The organism is Enterococcus sp. DIV0574 (assembly GCF_051711125.1).
GTDB lineage: Bacteria > Bacillota > Bacilli > Lactobacillales > Enterococcaceae > Enterococcus_D > Enterococcus_D gallinarum.
Genome location: NZ_JBIOMA010000001.1, coordinates 2402434 through 2419735 on the forward strand (window position 1 = coordinate 2402434; position 17302 = coordinate 2419735).

Annotated in this window: 18 protein-coding genes; 5 read left to right on the top strand and 13 right to left on the bottom strand. The window is 40.8% G+C overall.

The window, feature by feature from the left end; genetic code table 11:
* Window positions 1-31: 31 nt before the first annotated feature.
* The 4 genes from IGJ45_RS11635 to IGJ45_RS11650 all read right to left on the bottom strand — a co-directional run bounded on the left by IGJ45_RS11635 (window position 32) and on the right by IGJ45_RS11650 (window position 3909).
* A complete protein-coding gene (locus IGJ45_RS11635; RefSeq protein ID WP_081131503.1) occupies window positions 32-655 on the bottom strand; it encodes a DUF624 domain-containing protein in 624 nt (207 codons plus the stop codon).
* Window positions 652-1509, bottom strand: coding sequence for a carbohydrate ABC transporter permease (locus IGJ45_RS11640; protein ID WP_021150133.1), 858 nt, complete (start codon window positions 1507-1509; stop codon window positions 652-654). The genes IGJ45_RS11635 and IGJ45_RS11640 overlap by 4 nt, the downstream gene beginning before the upstream one ends.
* 40 nt (window positions 1510-1549) lie before the next feature.
* Window positions 1550-2461: a carbohydrate ABC transporter permease gene (locus tag IGJ45_RS11645; protein ID WP_003125918.1), complete on the bottom strand. Its 912-nt coding sequence runs from the start codon at window positions 2459-2461 to the stop codon at window positions 1550-1552.
* Window positions 2462-2583: 122 nt separating this feature from the next.
* Window positions 2584-3909, bottom strand: a complete 1326-nt coding sequence (locus IGJ45_RS11650) for an ABC transporter substrate-binding protein (RefSeq protein WP_349703601.1) — start codon at window positions 3907-3909, stop codon at window positions 2584-2586.
* 294 nt (window positions 3910-4203) lie between these two features.
* Between IGJ45_RS11650 and IGJ45_RS11655 the strand changes: the two genes are divergently transcribed.
* Window positions 4204-4713, top strand: a complete 510-nt coding sequence (locus tag IGJ45_RS11655; RefSeq protein ID WP_005470828.1) for an isochorismatase family cysteine hydrolase — start codon at window positions 4204-4206, stop codon at window positions 4711-4713.
* A 31-nt stretch (window positions 4714-4744) separates the two neighbouring features.
* Here the strand turns inward: IGJ45_RS11655 and IGJ45_RS11660 are convergent, their stop codons facing one another.
* A complete protein-coding gene (locus tag IGJ45_RS11660; RefSeq protein WP_081131506.1) occupies window positions 4745-5017 on the bottom strand; it encodes a hypothetical protein in 273 nt (90 codons plus the stop codon).
* A 315-nt stretch (window positions 5018-5332) separates the two neighbouring features.
* Between IGJ45_RS11660 and IGJ45_RS11665 the strand changes: the two genes are divergently transcribed.
* The 4 genes from IGJ45_RS11665 (at window position 5333) to IGJ45_RS11680 (ending at window position 8180) form a co-directional block, all read left to right on the top strand.
* Entirely contained in the window at window positions 5333-6466 is a 1134-nt protein-coding gene (locus tag IGJ45_RS11665) for an alcohol dehydrogenase catalytic domain-containing protein (RefSeq protein WP_081131508.1), read from the top strand.
* Window positions 6467-6491: 25 nt separating this feature from the next.
* Complete coding sequence (locus tag IGJ45_RS11670; protein WP_003125913.1) at window positions 6492-6827, top strand: YrhK family protein; 336 nt, start codon at window positions 6492-6494, stop codon at window positions 6825-6827.
* A 90-nt stretch (window positions 6828-6917) separates the two neighbouring features.
* Complete coding sequence (locus IGJ45_RS11675) at window positions 6918-7133, top strand: DUF378 domain-containing protein (protein WP_003125912.1); 216 nt, start codon at window positions 6918-6920, stop codon at window positions 7131-7133.
* A 213-nt stretch (window positions 7134-7346) separates the two neighbouring features.
* Window positions 7347-8180, top strand: coding sequence for a hypothetical protein (locus IGJ45_RS11680; RefSeq protein WP_005470822.1), 834 nt, complete (start codon window positions 7347-7349; stop codon window positions 8178-8180).
* A 166-nt stretch (window positions 8181-8346) separates the two neighbouring features.
* Here the strand turns inward: IGJ45_RS11680 and IGJ45_RS11685 are convergent, their stop codons facing one another.
* The 8 genes from IGJ45_RS11685 to IGJ45_RS11720 all read right to left on the bottom strand — a co-directional run bounded on the left by IGJ45_RS11685 (window position 8347) and on the right by IGJ45_RS11720 (window position 17226).
* Window positions 8347-9201 carry a formylglycine-generating enzyme family protein gene (locus IGJ45_RS11685; protein WP_138372175.1) on the bottom strand — a complete coding sequence of 285 codons (855 nt, stop codon included), beginning with the start codon at window positions 9199-9201 and terminating at the stop codon, window positions 8347-8349.
* Window positions 9202-9217: 16 nt separating this feature from the next.
* Window positions 9218-9994, bottom strand: a complete 777-nt coding sequence (locus IGJ45_RS11690; protein ID WP_081131511.1) for a sulfite exporter TauE/SafE family protein — start codon at window positions 9992-9994, stop codon at window positions 9218-9220.
* Window positions 9991-11100, bottom strand: a complete 1110-nt coding sequence (locus IGJ45_RS11695) for a radical SAM/SPASM domain-containing protein (RefSeq protein WP_349703603.1) — start codon at window positions 11098-11100, stop codon at window positions 9991-9993. The genes IGJ45_RS11690 and IGJ45_RS11695 overlap by 4 nt, the downstream gene beginning before the upstream one ends.
* A 34-nt stretch (window positions 11101-11134) precedes the next feature.
* Entirely contained in the window at window positions 11135-12622 is a 1488-nt protein-coding gene (locus IGJ45_RS11700; RefSeq protein ID WP_081131513.1) for a sulfatase-like hydrolase/transferase, read from the bottom strand.
* Window positions 12623-12635: 13 nt separating this feature from the next.
* Window positions 12636-14555 carry a beta-glucoside-specific PTS transporter subunit IIABC gene (locus IGJ45_RS11705; protein ID WP_349703604.1) on the bottom strand — a complete coding sequence of 640 codons (1920 nt, stop codon included), beginning with the start codon at window positions 14553-14555 and terminating at the stop codon, window positions 12636-12638.
* A 103-nt stretch (window positions 14556-14658) separates the two neighbouring features.
* The gene (locus tag IGJ45_RS11710) at window positions 14659-15483 is read right to left on the bottom strand and encodes a PRD domain-containing protein (RefSeq protein ID WP_349703605.1); all 825 of its coding nucleotides are present in this window, start codon (window positions 15481-15483) and stop codon (window positions 14659-14661) included.
* A gap of 202 nt (window positions 15484-15685) precedes the next feature.
* Window positions 15686-16996 (bottom strand): DUF438 domain-containing protein, encoded by a 1311-nt coding sequence (locus tag IGJ45_RS11715; RefSeq protein WP_138371077.1) that lies wholly within the window; start codon window positions 16994-16996, stop codon window positions 15686-15688.
* Window positions 16993-17226: a DUF1858 domain-containing protein gene (locus tag IGJ45_RS11720; RefSeq protein WP_003125896.1), complete on the bottom strand. Its 234-nt coding sequence runs from the start codon at window positions 17224-17226 to the stop codon at window positions 16993-16995. The genes IGJ45_RS11715 and IGJ45_RS11720 overlap by 4 nt, the downstream gene beginning before the upstream one ends.
* Window positions 17227-17302 lie beyond the last annotated feature (76 nt).

A 17302-nucleotide genomic window follows, 5' to 3' on the forward strand; every position in this document is an offset into this window, starting at 1 on the left:
ATCGTTTTGTCTCAACTTATGTCTACTCTTTTCAATGAGAGATCTGGATTGAAGTAATCGAAGCAGGACAGATAATTAACTGAATCAAACAACAACCACTCATTCCCACCAAAAATAGGTACGCCGGACCGAAGAAGCCAAAAAACAACAATAGCGTAATCGTCCAAAAAAGATGGAGCAACACTCGTTTAGGTGAGCGACCGGCTTGATAAAAAGCATAAAAGAAGCTGACTTGCTGCTTCTTTTCGCCCATTAAAAGCGTCTGATAGAAAAAAATCAAGCTACAGATCATGAAGATCACGATCAGCATCGTGGCCATGACTTGAAAAAGCGGTTGTGGAAATCGACTAAGAATGGAATGATCAATCAAAAGAAAAAGACTATAAAAGCTGAATACAATATCTTTCTTTTTATTCAGTTGCCACAGCTCAGAAAATTTCGTAAAGAAAATCGTCGTCGTTTTCTCTTGTTCTGCCCTCTCTTGAGTGTCTTTGATCTGCTTAATCGCCGCAATCATACTTCTTGTCGCTGTTGCCACTGTAAAAAAAGGCATTGAGCAAACCAACCACAAAAATTGTAGAAGAATCAATTTGGGCATCCAATTGATCCAAGTAATCAGACCATTGAATAAACGCTGCGGCTCTATCTTTCTCATCCTTTGGTTCCTCCCGTCAGATCCATTCCCTCAATAAAGTAGCGTTGTGCAAAAAAGAATAATAGGATCGTTGGTAATAAGACCAGTGTTGCACCCGCCATCAAATAGTTCCACTGTGTCGTTGATTGATTTTGGAAAACTTGCAAACCGATTTGGAGTGTATATTTTTCTTGATTTTGAATATACAGCAATGGTCCTAAGAAGTCATTCCAAGCACCATTGAATGAATTGATGGCAATCGTGATCAGTGCAGGTTTGGTTAAAGGAATCATCAGATGGCTCCAGATATATAGATGATTGGCGCCATCCATTTTTGCCGCTTCAATCAGTTCATTATTGATCGATAAGTAAAATTGCCGCATCAGAAAGATATTGAAGGCATTCCCAAAAAATGAGGGAATGATCAGCGGCAGATACGTCCCTACCCAGCCGATTTTAGAAAACAGCACGTATTGTGGAATCATCGTCACAAATCCTGGAATCATCATTGTTGAAAGGACCAGAGAAAAAATCAGGTTTTTCCCTGGAAAATCCAACTTGGCAAATCCATAAGCGATAAATGAGTTTGAAAGCACGTTGCCGAACACAACTAACACCGTGATAAACAAGGTGTTCTTTGCATATTGCCAAAAAGGAAACGCATTGATCGTATCAAGATAATTTGAGAAATTGATTTCTTCTGGAAAAAACGTTGGTGGATAACGGACGATCTCTTCCATTGGCTTTAATGAGGTGAATACCATCCACAGCAACGGAATGATCAGAACGATGCCAATCACAGTCATCACTAAATAACTCGTTAACTTTTTGATCCGCTGCTGTTGAGAATTGCTCTTTATTTTGTACATCTGCATACAGTCAGCCCTCCTGAGATAGTGTACTTTGTTGAAGCCATCAGTTTTGTCCTCCTGCATAGTGGACCCAACGAGGAGCTAATTTCAGATTGATAAATGTTAAGACTAATACGATTAAGAAAAGGATCATCGACATCGCCATTGCATACCCCATATCAAAAGCTACAAACGCTTTATTCCACATATGGAGATTATAGAACAAGAGCGAATTGGCTGGTCCACCAGTGCCATTTTTCGTCATAACATAGGCTTCTTGGAAGATTTGGAAAGAACCGATTGTCGACGTAATGACATCATAAAAAATAATTGGTGTAATCAATGGAATCGTAATATGTTTAAACTTAGCCCACATACCAGCACCATCGATCTCTGCTGATTCATAAAGCGTTCCGGGGATGTTCTGCAATGTCGCCAAGTACAGCAGCATCGCCCCCCCAGAGCTCCAAATTTTCATTAGGATCAACGCCGGTTTGGTCCATTCAGGATCAAACAGCCAGGCCGGTCCTTTGATGTTGAACCAGCTTAAAAAAGTATTAATCAAACCAGCGGAAGGCGACAGCAGCTGCATCCATAACACATATACTGCCACACCGGATAAAATCGCTGGCAAATAAAAAGTCGTCCGAAAAAAGCTGATTCCTCTAATCTTTTGATTCAATAATGTAGCTAGAAAGACACTGAATAAGGTCGTCAGTGGGACATTAAAGAGTACAAAATAAATTGTATTATAAAGTGATTTCCAAAAAAGTGCATCTTGCGTAAACATTCGTTTGAAGTTTCCAAAACCAATAAAATTCATTTTTGACGTTAGATTATAATCCGTAAAGCTGCCGATAAACGAGAATAACATAGGGCCCAGCATGAACACCATGAAACCAATCAAAAACGGCGCTACAAACAAATATCCCCAGAGGGCATCTTGTCTTTTGCTTCTCGATCGTTTCTTTTTCATAATTCCCCTCCTTTAGTAAAGTGTTTTCTGCCATCTTTTTTCAGCAAAATAGCAATGATGCAATGAGAACAGTAACGATAGAAAAGGGAATGCGGCTAGCCGCAACTCCCTATCTCAATCTATTATTTATTTTGTTCTACAAGATCTTCCACTGCTTTTTGAGCATCTGCTAATCCTTCTGCTGGTTTTTTATTCCCTAGCAGAATTTGATCAATTTGTTCATTGACTAAACTGCTGAAATCTGGTGCATCCAATGGTACCGGAGTGATTACTGTATTAGCAAAATTCTCATCCGCCATTTGATAGATCATTTGACCTTTTTCATCTAAATGATCATTTTTGACAAGATTTTCATTTGCTGTTCGGTTAGCCATAATATCAAAGCTCTTTTCACCAAATTTTTCTTGAACTTCTGGGGTTGAAAGATACTCGATAAACTTGTAGGACGCTTCGGGATTTTTGGCTCCTTGAGGAACTTCTAAGACAAAGCCGCCACCCCATGACCAGTGACCAGAACCTTTTTCTTTTTCTGGAATCTGGATGACGCCAAAATCAAAGTCATCTGGCGCATTTTCCATCAAGCTAGAGTAATAATTGATATTCTGTGCCCGCATGGCCACCAAACCAGAAATAAATGGATCTGCTACACCGGAGCCAAACTCAGCTTCTAAACGATTGATCGTATCTTGCCCATAATAATCTTGCCAATCAAGAATCCAATCCAGAGCCTCCACTTTATTTTCTGTGTCAATCGAAACCTTTTCATCTTTGTCAAACCAACTAACACCGTTATCAGCGTTCAATGCCCAAACATCCGCGCCAAGGTTCCACAAAGGATAGAATCCGATACGCTCAAAATCATCGCCTTTTTTGACATCTAATTTGTGTGCAACAGTTTCAAGTTCGTCCCATGTTTGGGGTAACTGATCTTCACTGATCCCTACTTCTTTGAAAATTTGTTTGTTATAAAAAATCACTTGGGTATCGGTATTGAAAGGAATTGCATAAGGGTCTCCTTCATATTCTACCGTATCCCATAATTGAGGATAAAATTCATCAGACATGCCATCTTTAACGTACTCGCTCAAGTTCGTTGCTTGCTGTGCTTCTGCACGCTGCGCGACTGAATTGATGTCTTGAACAATAACATCCGGTGGATTTCCTGCAGTGATTGCCGAGAGAGACTTCGTCCAAATATCTCCCCAAGGCTGGTAACTATATTTCACTTCGATTTCATCTTGTGACTGATTAAAATCGTCGATGATCTCTTCGATGACTTCTTGGCGAGCCCCCGATCCCCAAAAAGACCAAAAATCTAATGTTATTTTCCCATCACTTGTCTGTTTTCCCGATGCGTCAGTATTTTTGTCTTCCGAATTACTGCCGCAAGCCGCTGTCACCAATGCGGTCGAAAACAGCAACAACCCTATTGATAGTGCCTTTTTCATCTTTTATCCCTGCTTTCATTTTTATCATTATTTTATAATGTTGTAATTTTAAAGTATCATGACTCTTAGTAATGAGCAAACAATAAGCATTGTTTTTTTATCAAAAAAAATAACGAATTTCATAGCCGGAGATTTTTTGGAGCGTTTTCTTTGAAATCTTATTTATTTTCAGGCATGATAGTTTTAGAGGATTTTTCTTAAGCTATTGTTCTCTTTTTTCATTTTTTTATCACTTAAGAAAGAACAATGAAAATAAAACTATGTTTTATGAAAAAAAGAAAGAAGGAATCGTCAATGTTAGTTGTTATTGATATGCAGAATCAGATTCGTGATGAAAATAGTCAATCATTTATTTCTGACAGCCCTGCTTTGATCACGCGAATCGCAAAACGGCTTCAACAAGCTCGTGCAGAAGGTGAATATATCCTTTTTACAAGAGATATCCCGATTGATTGTAAAGATACTCCTGATGAAGAACAAGAAGCGTTACAGATCGTTCCTGAACTGCAACCGTTGCCGAATGAAAAAGTAATAAAAAAATATTACTTTAGTATCCCACCTGAAGTTCTCTTGGAAATCAAGGAGCAACTTTTCAATGATAAAAATGAACAAAAACATATCGAAGTGACCGGAGTAGAAACCAACATCTGCGTGTTGTCTAATACGATCGAGATTCAGAGTGCTTTTCCAGAAGCCGATTTTCTCATTAATCAACAGCTAGTTTCAGGTAGAAACCATGAGTCTTCTGGATTGAAAATCTTGCAAGACTTCAATGTCGAAGTGGTTGATCGGACAGATAACTAAAAAAGAAACGCCAACCACTGGCGTTTCTTTTTTAGTTATTATGCAGTAATTCTTGCGGTATCTCGATGCGGACATCATTTGTTGTCTGACATGCAGGACAGACAAAGGTGCCTTCGATCGCATCTTTTACTTCACCATAATCATAATGAATAGCGATTTCATCTGAGTGTAACTCGTTTTCTTCTAGAGGCGGAACTGTTTTCAGCTTCCCATCTGCATCTTCTTGCAGATGAACAATCAATTTGCCATCATAATTTTCCTTGCAATTCACACAAGATGCTTTTCCACGAATCGTAATATCCATGTTTTTCTCCTCTTTTCTACTTTTATGTGAGTCCTCATTGGGGATACGCTTCGATGGATGAGCCCATCGATCCTGTTTTCGATCCACCTTTATAGTGTCACGCTTGTTTAGTTAAATCAACTATTCTGTTTTCAACTGTCTTGCCGATCGCAAAAAATTCGGCTGGTAAACCATGAGCGTTTCTTTTGTCAAAAGCATTTTTTCCCGGCACAATTATTAAGAACACGAATTTTTTGTCATCCCAAAAGAAGAAATGGCAGTCAATCACACGACCAGGAACCTTTCCCGTCACATCTCATAAAAGGAGGAACAAGTATGCGTGCAGTAACATGGCAAGGAAAAGAAAAAATGGAAGTTCGAAATGTGAGTGATCCGACGATCATTGAACCAACAGATGCGATTATTCGAATTACAGCAACAGCGATCTGCGGCTCTGATCTTCATTTGTATCATCACGGTGGTGCAGTACTAGAAGAAGGGTACGTTGTTGGTCATGAACCAATGGGGATCGTTGAAGAAGTCGGCAGTCAAGTTCAAAAATTGAAGAAAGGGGACCGTGTTGTCATCCCTTTTAATATTGGCTGTGGACATTGTCATTTTTGTCAAAATGAGATGGAGAGCCAATGTGATAACTCTTCTGATCAACTTTATGGTGGCCTCTTTGGCTTTGGTAAGCTGAATGGCAATCATTGGGGTGGACAAGCAGAATTCTTACGGGTTCCCTTTGCTGATTTCACTTCGTTTGTCGTTCCAGATACCGCGATCCCGGATGAAAAAGTGCTTTTTCTATCAGACATTTTGCCAACTGCCTACTGGAGTGTCCAAAATGCGGGTGTCAAACAAGGCGATACCGTCATTATTCTTGGCTCAGGACCTGTAGGACTTTTTGCCCAAAAGTTCGCCGTTATGGCTGGTGCGAAACGAGTGATTGCGGTCGATCCAGTTGCCCATCGACTGGAAAAGGCGCAAAGCTACAATCAGGTAGAGACCTTCCAATTGGATGACCTTGCGACAAGCGCTGATGATTTGTATGAATTAACAAAAGGCGGCGCCGATGTCATCATCGATTGCGTCGGTATGGATGGTTTAGAACCCGTCAAAGAAAAAGCCAAAAATTTGGTCAGCTTGCAAAGTGGTACGATTTCACCGATCCAAATGGCGGCGAAAGCGGTCAAAAAATTTGGTACCGTGCAAATTACTGGTGTCTATATGACTCCAGCATCGTCCTACCCTTTACAAGAGTTTTTCATGCGCAATGTGGCAGTGAAACATGGACAAGCACCCGTTATCCACTTAATGCCAAAAATTTATGAAATGATCCAAAAAGAGGAGATCGACCCAACACCGATCATCACTCATACCATGCCTTTAGAAGAAGCCGCTGCGGCTTATGACATTTTTGACAAAAAAGAAGATAACAACATCAAAGTGGTATTAAAGCCAAATTAACGCAAAGAAAGGATGATCGCCCTCAGTGCCAAAAATCAAACGAAATGAACATCAGATCGAACTTGGTAAAGACGAAGACGTCATTATTAAAGGACGCCGTTTTCATGTCTATTTCAAAAACCGGTATCTGCTGATTTCCCTAACGAATGATATTTTGACTGGTTTATTTTATATTTTCGGAAGTATCGTGTCCTTGACAGATCTGCCTGCGATCTATGGAACTATCGCCTATCTGATAGGAGCAATCTTCTTAACGATCCGACCATTGTTGAAGATCGTCCGTCATGTATTTATTTACAATGAACGGAAACAAAATGGAGAGAAAGAAAAGAATATCGAAGTATCCGATGATGGCGAATAAACAGTGACGATTTTCTTCAAGCAGTATTTTTCCCAAAACAAAACACATGCTATATACTATAAATATGCACAAAGAAAGGAGAATTCTAAAATGAAAGTATTAGACAGTATAGCTTTAGCGCTACTTATCGTTGGCGGCCTAAACTGGTTATTGGTTGGACTATTTGAATTTGACTTGGTTGCAACAATTGCGGGCGGATCAACTACATTATTCGCTAAAATCATTTACGTAATTGTCGGTATCTGCGCGATTTATTGCTTGAAGTTCTTTGTTGGTATTGCTCGTCAAGACAACGTGAACCGATAATCATTGATAAATAAAAAGCAAGAAACGAATGATCTGATCCATAGTTGCTCTACTTTCTATGGATCAGATCTTTTTGTTTGCATTGCCTTTTGTCTCTTTTTTTATTTGTTGTATAATTAGTGTCAACAGCGAATAAAATAATTTAGATAAATAGATTTTGGCTGGACTAGGAATAGCAGCTCATTCACAATGAACCGACAAAGGAAGTGACCCATGACTGATAAAAAACGTAACTCCAAGCTTCTCCCTTCTCTGCTTTTTTATTTCATCCTCCTGCTCATCATTGCAGGAATCTTAGGGATCGTTGTACTGACGAACATCAATATTGCCGAAAACTGGTTTGGGCTGGATGAGTACACAGTTGTAGAAACTCGCGACCAAGTGATCGGCTATCTTCCGCTACTCTGGTATTTCGTTATAGCACTAATGATAGTCTTGGCATTATTTTTTGGTATCAGAAAAAGAAAAAGGGCTTTGTTCTATTGGATCGGCACATTGGTCATTCTCCCTAGCATCTTGTTAGCATTTGGTGCTTTAACAACCTTGCTACCCTTCGACCGAAATTTTTTTAGAGAAGAAGCCTCTGCTTCCGCGATCATGGCTGAATTAACCGACAAAAAAGCGCTGAAAGATCAAGAGGTTCAGCTCATCAGTTATAGCTATCACATTCGGAACATTCCTTTGAAAAGCGGCGTCTATGCAGTCGCGCGAATCATCAACCCCACCACTAAACTACAAGATGAATACTGGTATTATTCGACAAATCTTTTACAAAAATGGCAGAAAGACAGTGATACGATCGAGTTACCTATTCAAGAGACCATTGCTTATAATGAAATCGATTGGGGCGTTATTCCCAAGGTTATCAAAGAAACGGAAAAACGGGTTGCGAAATTAGACCATTATTATCCCGGAGTTAGTATCGTGATCTTAAATGGTTCTCAAGGCAAATGGACTTGGACGGTCGGTGTCGATGATATTCGGGGACATACTGCACTGAATCTGGTTTATGATCTTTCAGGAAATTATCTTTCTCAATGGGATTAATCGGTCAACACAGGCCCTACTTCCATCATTTATTAAGACAGCAATTAAACAAAAAACTATCTAAGCGATCACTGATTGTTCCTATCAAAGGACGACTTGCTAAAAAAAAGCAATGAGACAATCAAGATTTTTTAGATAGTTTTTTTATTATTATTCACAGACACGCCTAGCTTTTGGCACAGCGAAAGCCTAAATTATTGGCCGCAGACATCCCGGAGTTTCCATTGCGGGCTGCGATCCGATAACGTTTGCAGTAAGATTCATGACACAAGAACGACCCTCCCCGTGTCGCATACATGGCATCATCCACCTGCTGAAATCGTTGCTCAAAAAAATGGCTGTCCCATGAACGAAATTGCTCCAATGGTATCCTTGCGGGATTGCTGCACCATTCCCACACATTGCCAATGACTTGATAAAGTCCATAGCCATTCGGCTCATAAAACCGAGCAGGTGCAGTACTCGCAAAGCCGTCTGCCTTCGTATTTGCTTTGGGAAACGCGCCTTGCCAGATGTTGCAGTGATAGTCTTCTCCAGCTAAAAAATCTGTCCCCCATGGATAAAAGTCATTCTCTGTACCACCTTTCGCGGCAATCTCCCATTCAGCTTCTGTTGGCAGCCGCTTATCTGCCCAGCGGCAAAATGCCAACGCATCATTTCGCGAGACTTGGACGACTGGATGATCCATCCGTTGCTCAATCGATGAGTCCGGACCTTCAGGATGTCGCCAGTCTGCTCTCGCAACCGCATACCACCAACTCATATTGGGGATCAGTTGGCTCCTCTGTTTCGTCTTTTCGGAAAGAAAATAATGAAAGACAAACGACCAGCCAAACTGTTCTGCTTCCGTCACATAGCCTGTTGCCGCAATAAATGCTTCAAACATCTGATTGGTAACAGTCGTTTCATCGATTTCAAAAGAGGCCATCTCAACTTGGATCTTGGGACCTTCTTGGTCCTCTTCAAAGCCAGCTTTTGTATCCGTGCCAATTCGATACGTTCCAGCAGGAATCTTGATCATCCCATCTGCCTTCTTTCTATAATAATTGATAGCCGTTATAAAGATTGATGGTTAGCACCAAGAGGATGACTGTCTGGAAGACCAGCGTCACTTTTTGTGGTGAGAGGACAGTGCTGACTTTTGCCCCTAACAAACCGCCAACAATCGCGGCTGGAATCACAAACCACAAAATCTTTAAGTCATAGAGGCCAAATCCAGTGGTCCCAGCAATCGTCACGATTTTCGCCAATTGAGAGAAAAAAATCGTACAAATCGAATAGACTGTCGCTTCTTTGATTGGCAAAGCAAACATCAGCATCAGCAAAGAAACATTGATCGGTCCGCCGCCGATTCCTAGAAGACTGGCTAGAAAACCAAGGACTAAACCACAGAAGCAATACCAGAAGTTATTTTTCAGTTGGAATCCGGGCCAGTCATATTTGGTATAAAAGAAAGCAAACAACAACGTCACGACGGTCAAAAAGATCTGCACCATCTGTACATGGTCTTCATTCTGGAAAAACAGCAACAGCTGATCAAAAGCGACATTGCCCAAGATACCGCCTAAGATGGCGCCTCCTGAAACCCAAAGGACGATTTGCCAATTGATCTTATGTCCGCTAGCCAACTGTCTTGCGGTAGAAACCAGCGACATAGTAAAGACTGCTACGGCAGAATAAAACGAGATGGCCGCAACAGAATGGGCGCCGATAAAATCAAAAATAGGTTTGATCAGAACGCCGCCCCCCATGCCTGAAACGGCACCAACCGTATTCGCCAACACGATCACTATAAAATAAATGAACCCAATCACACACTTACCCCCTGTAACAAACCTAAAATCCGATTGATCTGCGGCACAAATTCCTGCAAGAGTTGCTGATAACCGCAATAGTCCCCATCCACATAGATGGCATCTTTCATTCGTTTGCAGCCGCCACGACACATTTTTTGAAACGGGCAACTCAGACATTTCTTTGGCATTTCGGGCCGTTGACACACAAACGTTTTTGCAATGTCCTGTTCAAATAACTGACGCAAGGTCTGTTCTTGAATATACCCCATTCGATAGTCATCTAACACATAGAAATCACAAGGATAAACACTGCCATCTGCTTCAATGACATATTGCACTTGACAGTTTCCTAAGATCCCGCAGGCGGTGACTTGTTGCTTGACCAATAGATTCAAAAGATCATCAAAAAGCTTGATACTCACATAATGCCCCTCCGCTAATTCTTGCAGCCATAACTGCAAAAGCTGGTGGTAAAATCCCGCAAAACGTTTTGGTGTGAGGGCATAACTATTTCTTTCTTTCACATCTAAATCATCTAAACAAGGAATAAACTGGACAAAATCGATTTTTTGTTCTTTTAGAAAGCGAAAGACTTTCTTAGCCTCTTTAGCCAATGGATTGGTCAGGACACAAAGCACATTGTAGTCAATCTCAAAGTGGTCAAACAGCTGTTTTGTTTGCAGCACTCGCTGAAAAGTTCCTCTTCCTTTCGGATCGACCCGGTGCAGATCATGGTAGAGCGGATGGCCATCGATCGAGAGACCGACCAAAAAATCATGTTCTTTCAAAAAAGCACACCATTTTTCATTGATCATGGTCCCGTTCGTTTGAATCGCATAATGGACCTGTACCTGCTTTTGCTGTTGATCCACTAGTTGGGTCACTTTTCGAAAATAATTGAGGCCCGCCATCGTTGGCTCTCCACCTTGAAACGCTAATGTCAATTGATCACCGTCTTCTAAGTCTGCATAAATATTTTCGATCATTTTCTCTGTCACTTCTTCTTTCATTTTGCCAAACGAGCGGACTTCCCGCAAGGAACTGACATTGGCATAAAAGCAGTAGCTGCAGCGAAGATTGCAGAGGGAAGATGCGGGTTTGATCAATACTGAAATATGTTTCATGGTAGAAGCCTCGATTCTTTTACGAAATAATGGATCAACGTTTGTCCCGTTTCATTGGCACATAATCAGTTGTCTCCATATAAAATTGGGTGACACGATTTTTCATAGTTTGTAGAAGATCCTGATAGTCTTCAGTCAATGCTAAATTGTTGATCTCCATCGGATCTTGTTCTAGATCGTACAGTTCATCCGTTTCATACAAACGCATGACGTATTTGTATTTGCCCATTTTGCACATAACTGCTTTGGTATGTTCGGGACCTTCGCTGTATTGTGTTGCCAAACGCGGCCAGTAAGGAGATTGAGGTCCGTGACCAAGTTCCATTGCTTGGGTTTCACCATGGATTCTTCCACCTTCACAAAAAACCGCGTCCTTATGCTCTTCATCTCCTGTCAACACATGTACCAATGAGCGGCCAAACTGAGTATAGGAGAGTTCGATTTCTGCCAATTCTGCAATGGTTGCAGGCAAATCAACTAGCTCGGCTTGTGCTTTAGTGATCCGTGGAACACTTTGAATGGATTTAGCTGGTTTGATTAATAAAGGCACATTCGAAATTGGGTCTTCAAAACAGTTCTGGACTTTTTCGGTGATTGTATAATCTCCCGTATAATCCCCATGGTCACTAAAGACGATCAAATGCGTATCATCATAAAACCCAGTTTCCTGCAGCTTCTCTTGGATCAGTCCTAACTGGTGATCAAAGCGAGAGACCATTGCTAAGTAAGTTGCCCGCAATTCATCAAAGCGTTCTTCTGTCCAATCATTAAGATTCTGTTTTTCATTGATTCCGTAAAGCATTGACGCCTTATTAGGGATTTCCTGAATATTTGGTCGACGTTTCGGAAGTTTCTTACGGTCGATGCTTGAATACCAAGGATCTTCACAAGCATATGGCGGATGTGGAAAAGAAATCGTACAATAGATAAAAAATGGCTTATCTGATTTCTCTTTTCCTCGCCGTTCAATGAATTCCAGCGCTTTTTGAACACAATTCCAGTCGGTTTTGCCATAGCCCTCTCCATCAGGCAATTTTCCCATATAAAATGAATAATAATTATCACCAGAAAGCATCTCATCATAAAGTTTTTGGCTGGCTTCATTCATATCTGCAGAATGATTGACTTCACTGTTTTTCGCATCTCGTGTATTGGCATCCACAACACCATCATAATATTCGTCACAATAATCGGTCTTGGGACGATCACCTGGAACGACATCGTTTCTGCCGATCCAAATAACTTCATAGCCTTGGTTCTTCATTTCTTTCAAAATATTAGGCTCATCTTCACGTTGCAGGTAATGCATGGTCCGGTGCCCATTGACATGGGGATAAAACCCTGTCAAAAAACTATTTCTCGAGGGAACACAAACTGGATTCTGACAATAGGCATTCTCAAATGAGACACCTTCTTCTGCCAACTGATCCAAATGAGGTGTGATGGAAGCAGGATTGCCCATATGTGCCATTGAATCACTTCTCATCTGATCTGCTACAAACAAAACGATATTTTTTTTCAAGAATCATTCACTCCTATCCGACAACCGTGATAACGGTATCCATGTTATTAACATCTGATTTATCTGTTTCAACGATATCTAAAAAATTATTGGTATTTGATACGATGACCGGGGTAACAATAGAATAGCCGGCTTGGACGAGTGCATCTTGATCGAAAGTCAAAAGCAATTGTCCTCTAGTAACAGTGTCCCCTTGGGCAACTTTCGGCTGGAAGTATTTACCTTTTAAATTCACCGTATCCATGCCGATATGGATCAGAACCTCAATGCCCTCATTTGTGGTGATACCGATTGCATGATTTGTAGGAAAAAGTGTTGAAACGACACCATCAGCAGGTGCAAATACTTTTCCTTCAGTCGGGAGAATCGCTAAGCCTTTCCCTAACAATCCACTTGCAAAAGCTTCATCTTCCACTGCTGATAACGGAAGGATCTCGCCTTTTAACGGAGCACTTAAATCATAAAGCACCGTTTGCCCCACTTCATTATTGATCAATGGAGCTGGCGCTTCTGTTTCCGGTTGCTCCTCTACGTCTTCAGTTTTGGAATTATAAGCATAGAAGAAAGTAATCGCAAAACCTAATACAAAAGCTACTAGACTAGCTAAAGCAAACCCGATAAAACTATTGTCGATCCCATTTTCGGGATGGATAAAACGAGGTAAAGCAAAAACGCCCGTTCCACCATTGATATAAACTTTGGTGTTAAAAATCCCCATGATCCCACCAGCGACGGCTACCGCAAATGAGGTAGTATAAAAAGCTTTTTTCCTCGGTAAAGTTACGCCATAGAGTGCCGGTTCTGTGATGCCAAAAAGTGCTGAAAGAAAAGCAGGAAATGCGATTTCTTTTAATTTTCTGTTTTTTGTTTTTAGAAAAATCGCTAAAGTTACCCCAGCCATTGCAACAGGAGTTGCCAATCCTGCCATCATAACTACATCATAGCCTAATGTGGCATAATTGTTCAACGCAATTGGAACAAAGCCCCAGTGCAGACCGAACATGATGAAGACTTGCCAAAAACCGCCGATCACAATGCCTGCGATGATTGGACTAAATTGATAGGCGGCAGACAATCCTTGCCCGATCAGCAATCCTGCCCATGTAGTGATTGGTCCTACAATCAAGAAAACTAAAGGAACTGTGATCACTAAAGTTAAGAAAGAGACAAAAAAGCTACGGACAGCTCGCGGGATCAGTTTAGAAAAAAGTGCTTCAAGTTTGGCAGCCAAGTATGCAGCAGCAATGATTGGAATCACACTTGAAGTATAATTCATCAGAATAACCGGAATCCCCAAAAACGTAAGGTAAACAGGTGATTCAATCGGTGTTCCTGCAAAAACTGTAAATAGGGCCTCACTACCACCATTGGCCGCAACGATGGTTGGATAAACCAATGCTGCTCCAATCGCCATGCCGATAAACGGTTTTCCACCAAATTTTTTTGACGCGGTATAACCCAAGAATAATGGGAAGAAGTAAAACAAACCATCTCCGGTAGCATTTAAAATCAGATAAGTACCTGACGCTTTGTCTAATACATTAAATGTTGTCAACAATGCTAAAAATCCTTTGATCATCCCGGCTGCCATCAAGACATTGATCACCGGTGTGAAAATTCCTGAAACAATGTCAATAAAACGATTCAGGATACCTTTTGGTTCGTCTGCTGCTGCTGCTCCTTGTCCCAATCCAGCTAACTCGGTAAACTCGTTATAGACTTCTGCAACATGGTTACCGATCACCACTTGATATTGCCCCCCACTTTGAACAACAGTTACCACACCGGGTAGATTTTTGATCACTTGTGTTTGGGCTTTACTTTCATCTTTTAATTTAAATCGCAATCGCGTCATGCAATGGGTCAACCCATTGATATTCTCTTTACCACCAATATTTTTTAAGATCTGTTCGTTCAATTCTTGGTATTGCATCGTTGCCCTTCCTCTCTCTGACCGGTAATAAAAAGACAAGACCAAACAAAACTACGCGCAGTAGTTTCGTCAAGTCTTGCCTGCATCACCAGTAACACCTTGATTATTTATTTTCAATTAATTTTTGCACATGTAGCGTCAGATAAAGCTGTTCATCATCATATAGCGTCGTATTTAAATAGTCTTCAATCAAACGTGTCGTTTCATAAGCTTTTGGGTATTTGTCGACAACGTGGACAAGCAGCGGGTTTCCTATGTCTTCATGGGTGCTGCTATTTTCTAATCGTTTAAAAAAGAAGCGTAAATGTGTGACAAAACGTTCAAAAGCTAAACTATCTTCATTGATCGCGATTCGATTATGAATACGTATCAGTGACAGAATGTCTTTGATTTTTTTCGTCAAAGCCTGAATATCTTCCATTTGCTCTGAGTTATCATTGATCTGTGCATTGATAAAGTGCATTGCAATATTACTGACTTCTGCTTCATCCAATTCAAAAGCTGTTTTTTGTTCAATCAAATCGATGGCATATTCGCCAATCGAAAATTCATTTGGGTAAAATTTCCTGATTTCCCAAGACAAACGGTTATTGATACTGATTCCTTCTTTTTTTAATTTGATAAGATTGAATAAATGATCCGTCAAAGAAATGTAGATGGAATCACTGAGCCGATAGGCCAATCTTTCTTTCCCATACGAAATGATATCATCTGCTAAAGAAGCATACTGAATCGGGATATTTTCCAACAGCTGAATCAGACGATCTGAGGATTGCTTATGCAATACAAATACTTTCTCTATTTTCGTCTCGTCTGCTGCTTGTCCCGGTTTCATTTTAAAGCCCAGCCCGGTGCCGATCCAAATAAAATCTTTGCCATCTTTTCCGACCAAAACCGCATTATTATTTAGAATCTTTTTGATCTTCAAGACGTTTCTCACCTCCTTAAAATGAAAAAAGGCTATACCTCAATACATGTGTAGGATCCATACACACGTACGAAGGTATAGCCTGCATTATCAGTAACTACCCATTTGATTGTTTATACTATACTATTTATTTGATTTTCGTGCAAGCGTTTTTATCATTTTTTTCTGCTTGCATGTGTTTTGTTGAGTAAATACTCCATTCCTACTCCTCATCCAGTAACCGACTTTGTCCTTCGATCTTTTGGATCTCTGTGATGTCTTGCGTGACTTCCAGACAGCCTAGATATTTCCCCGTTGGATTTTTCAACGCAAAATAGCGAATATAGATTTTTCGTCCCCGCATGTCAATCCAGAAATCAGCTGTTTCTCTTTTGTCTGACCGAAAATCGTCTAAGATTTTTTGAACAATGTGCATACTTTTAGGTGGGTGGCAATTCACTACTTCTCGACCAATCACTGAATTTGTCCGGGGGAAGACTCGACTCTTCCCTTCAGAATAAAAACGTACCCGATCTTCATTGTCCACAAACGTCAGATCGACTGGCAATGTTTGGAACATAGCAATCAATTGTTCCAGCTGCAAGGAGCCGGTGGGAAATTCAATGGTTTGGTTCGTGGGAGCAGTCGTTGTCACTGGCGGTTCAGCGAATTCTTCAAACCCAAGTCCCGCGGCAATACCAGCTGTGGTTTCTTGAGCTTGTTTGATGGCCAATTGACGAGCTGGCTCCCGTTCCAATTCTTTCTCCAGTGACTCTTGGCTTGGTTTCCAAGGCAATGGTTCAGGAATATAAGCAAACCCAATGTCAAAGCTATCTTCCGCGATCCGTTGCCAATCCGCTAAACTGAAGACATCCAATGTCATAGGAACCATGATTTCTTCTTCTTTAAAAATCATTTCTTCAATTTCAGATTTTACTGCCTGCCACTTTTCAGCTAGAGGATTATATGCTGCTTTGTCAGTTGCCAAATACTGGTTCAACTCTTTGATCATCTCGCGAATATCATCGTCGACTCCCCACATGACTTTCGGCGGAGCAGAGATGCCATACTTCTCCATATATGAAAAGATCAGCGTTTCTTTTCTTGCATAATGTTTGTCGATCTGTAACAGATCCTGCAGTGCTGCTTGCAGACGTCCTTTTTGTGACCAGTCCCCCTTTTTGATTTTCTTGAGCAATCCGTCGATTTCGTCCGTCAATAACGATTGCAGGACTTGGTTTTCTAGCTTGAGGGTATGGACTGGATGACCAGGTTGTCCATATTCTTCATTTGAATGATGGATCTCGTTGATCGATCCCTTAAATACAGCCGCATGGATATTGCATAGACGTTGGATCTCCGAAGGGTCTAAACCGCTTTGAATCAATGCTTTTTCTGCCGAGGTGATCTCAGTGACATCTACGCCGTCAAATTCTTCATTGAATAAGCGTTTAGCTTCTTCAAAAGAACCGCCTTGATGAAGCAAGCTCAAAATTTCGACGATTCGTTCTTGCCGTTGTTCCTTCGTTCTCATTTGTCGACTCCTTTCACAAGAAAACCTTGGTTTTCAAAAGATTGAATGATTTTTTCCAAAGGTATCTTTTTCATTTGTGCGCCTTTCGGAATCGTCATATAGCGACCGGCAGTTTGGAGCATGCCGGGTTTATTGATGGCAGTAAAGCCAAGTTTGCTCATAATGTCTTTGATTTCCGGATGTTCCGACACTAAATCAAAGAGATTTTTTGAGAAATCTGCTTCTTTCATTCTTATCCTTCCTTCTACTGAGAATAATTCTCAATCAACTGCATATATTATATACGAAATTGCTCACAATTACACG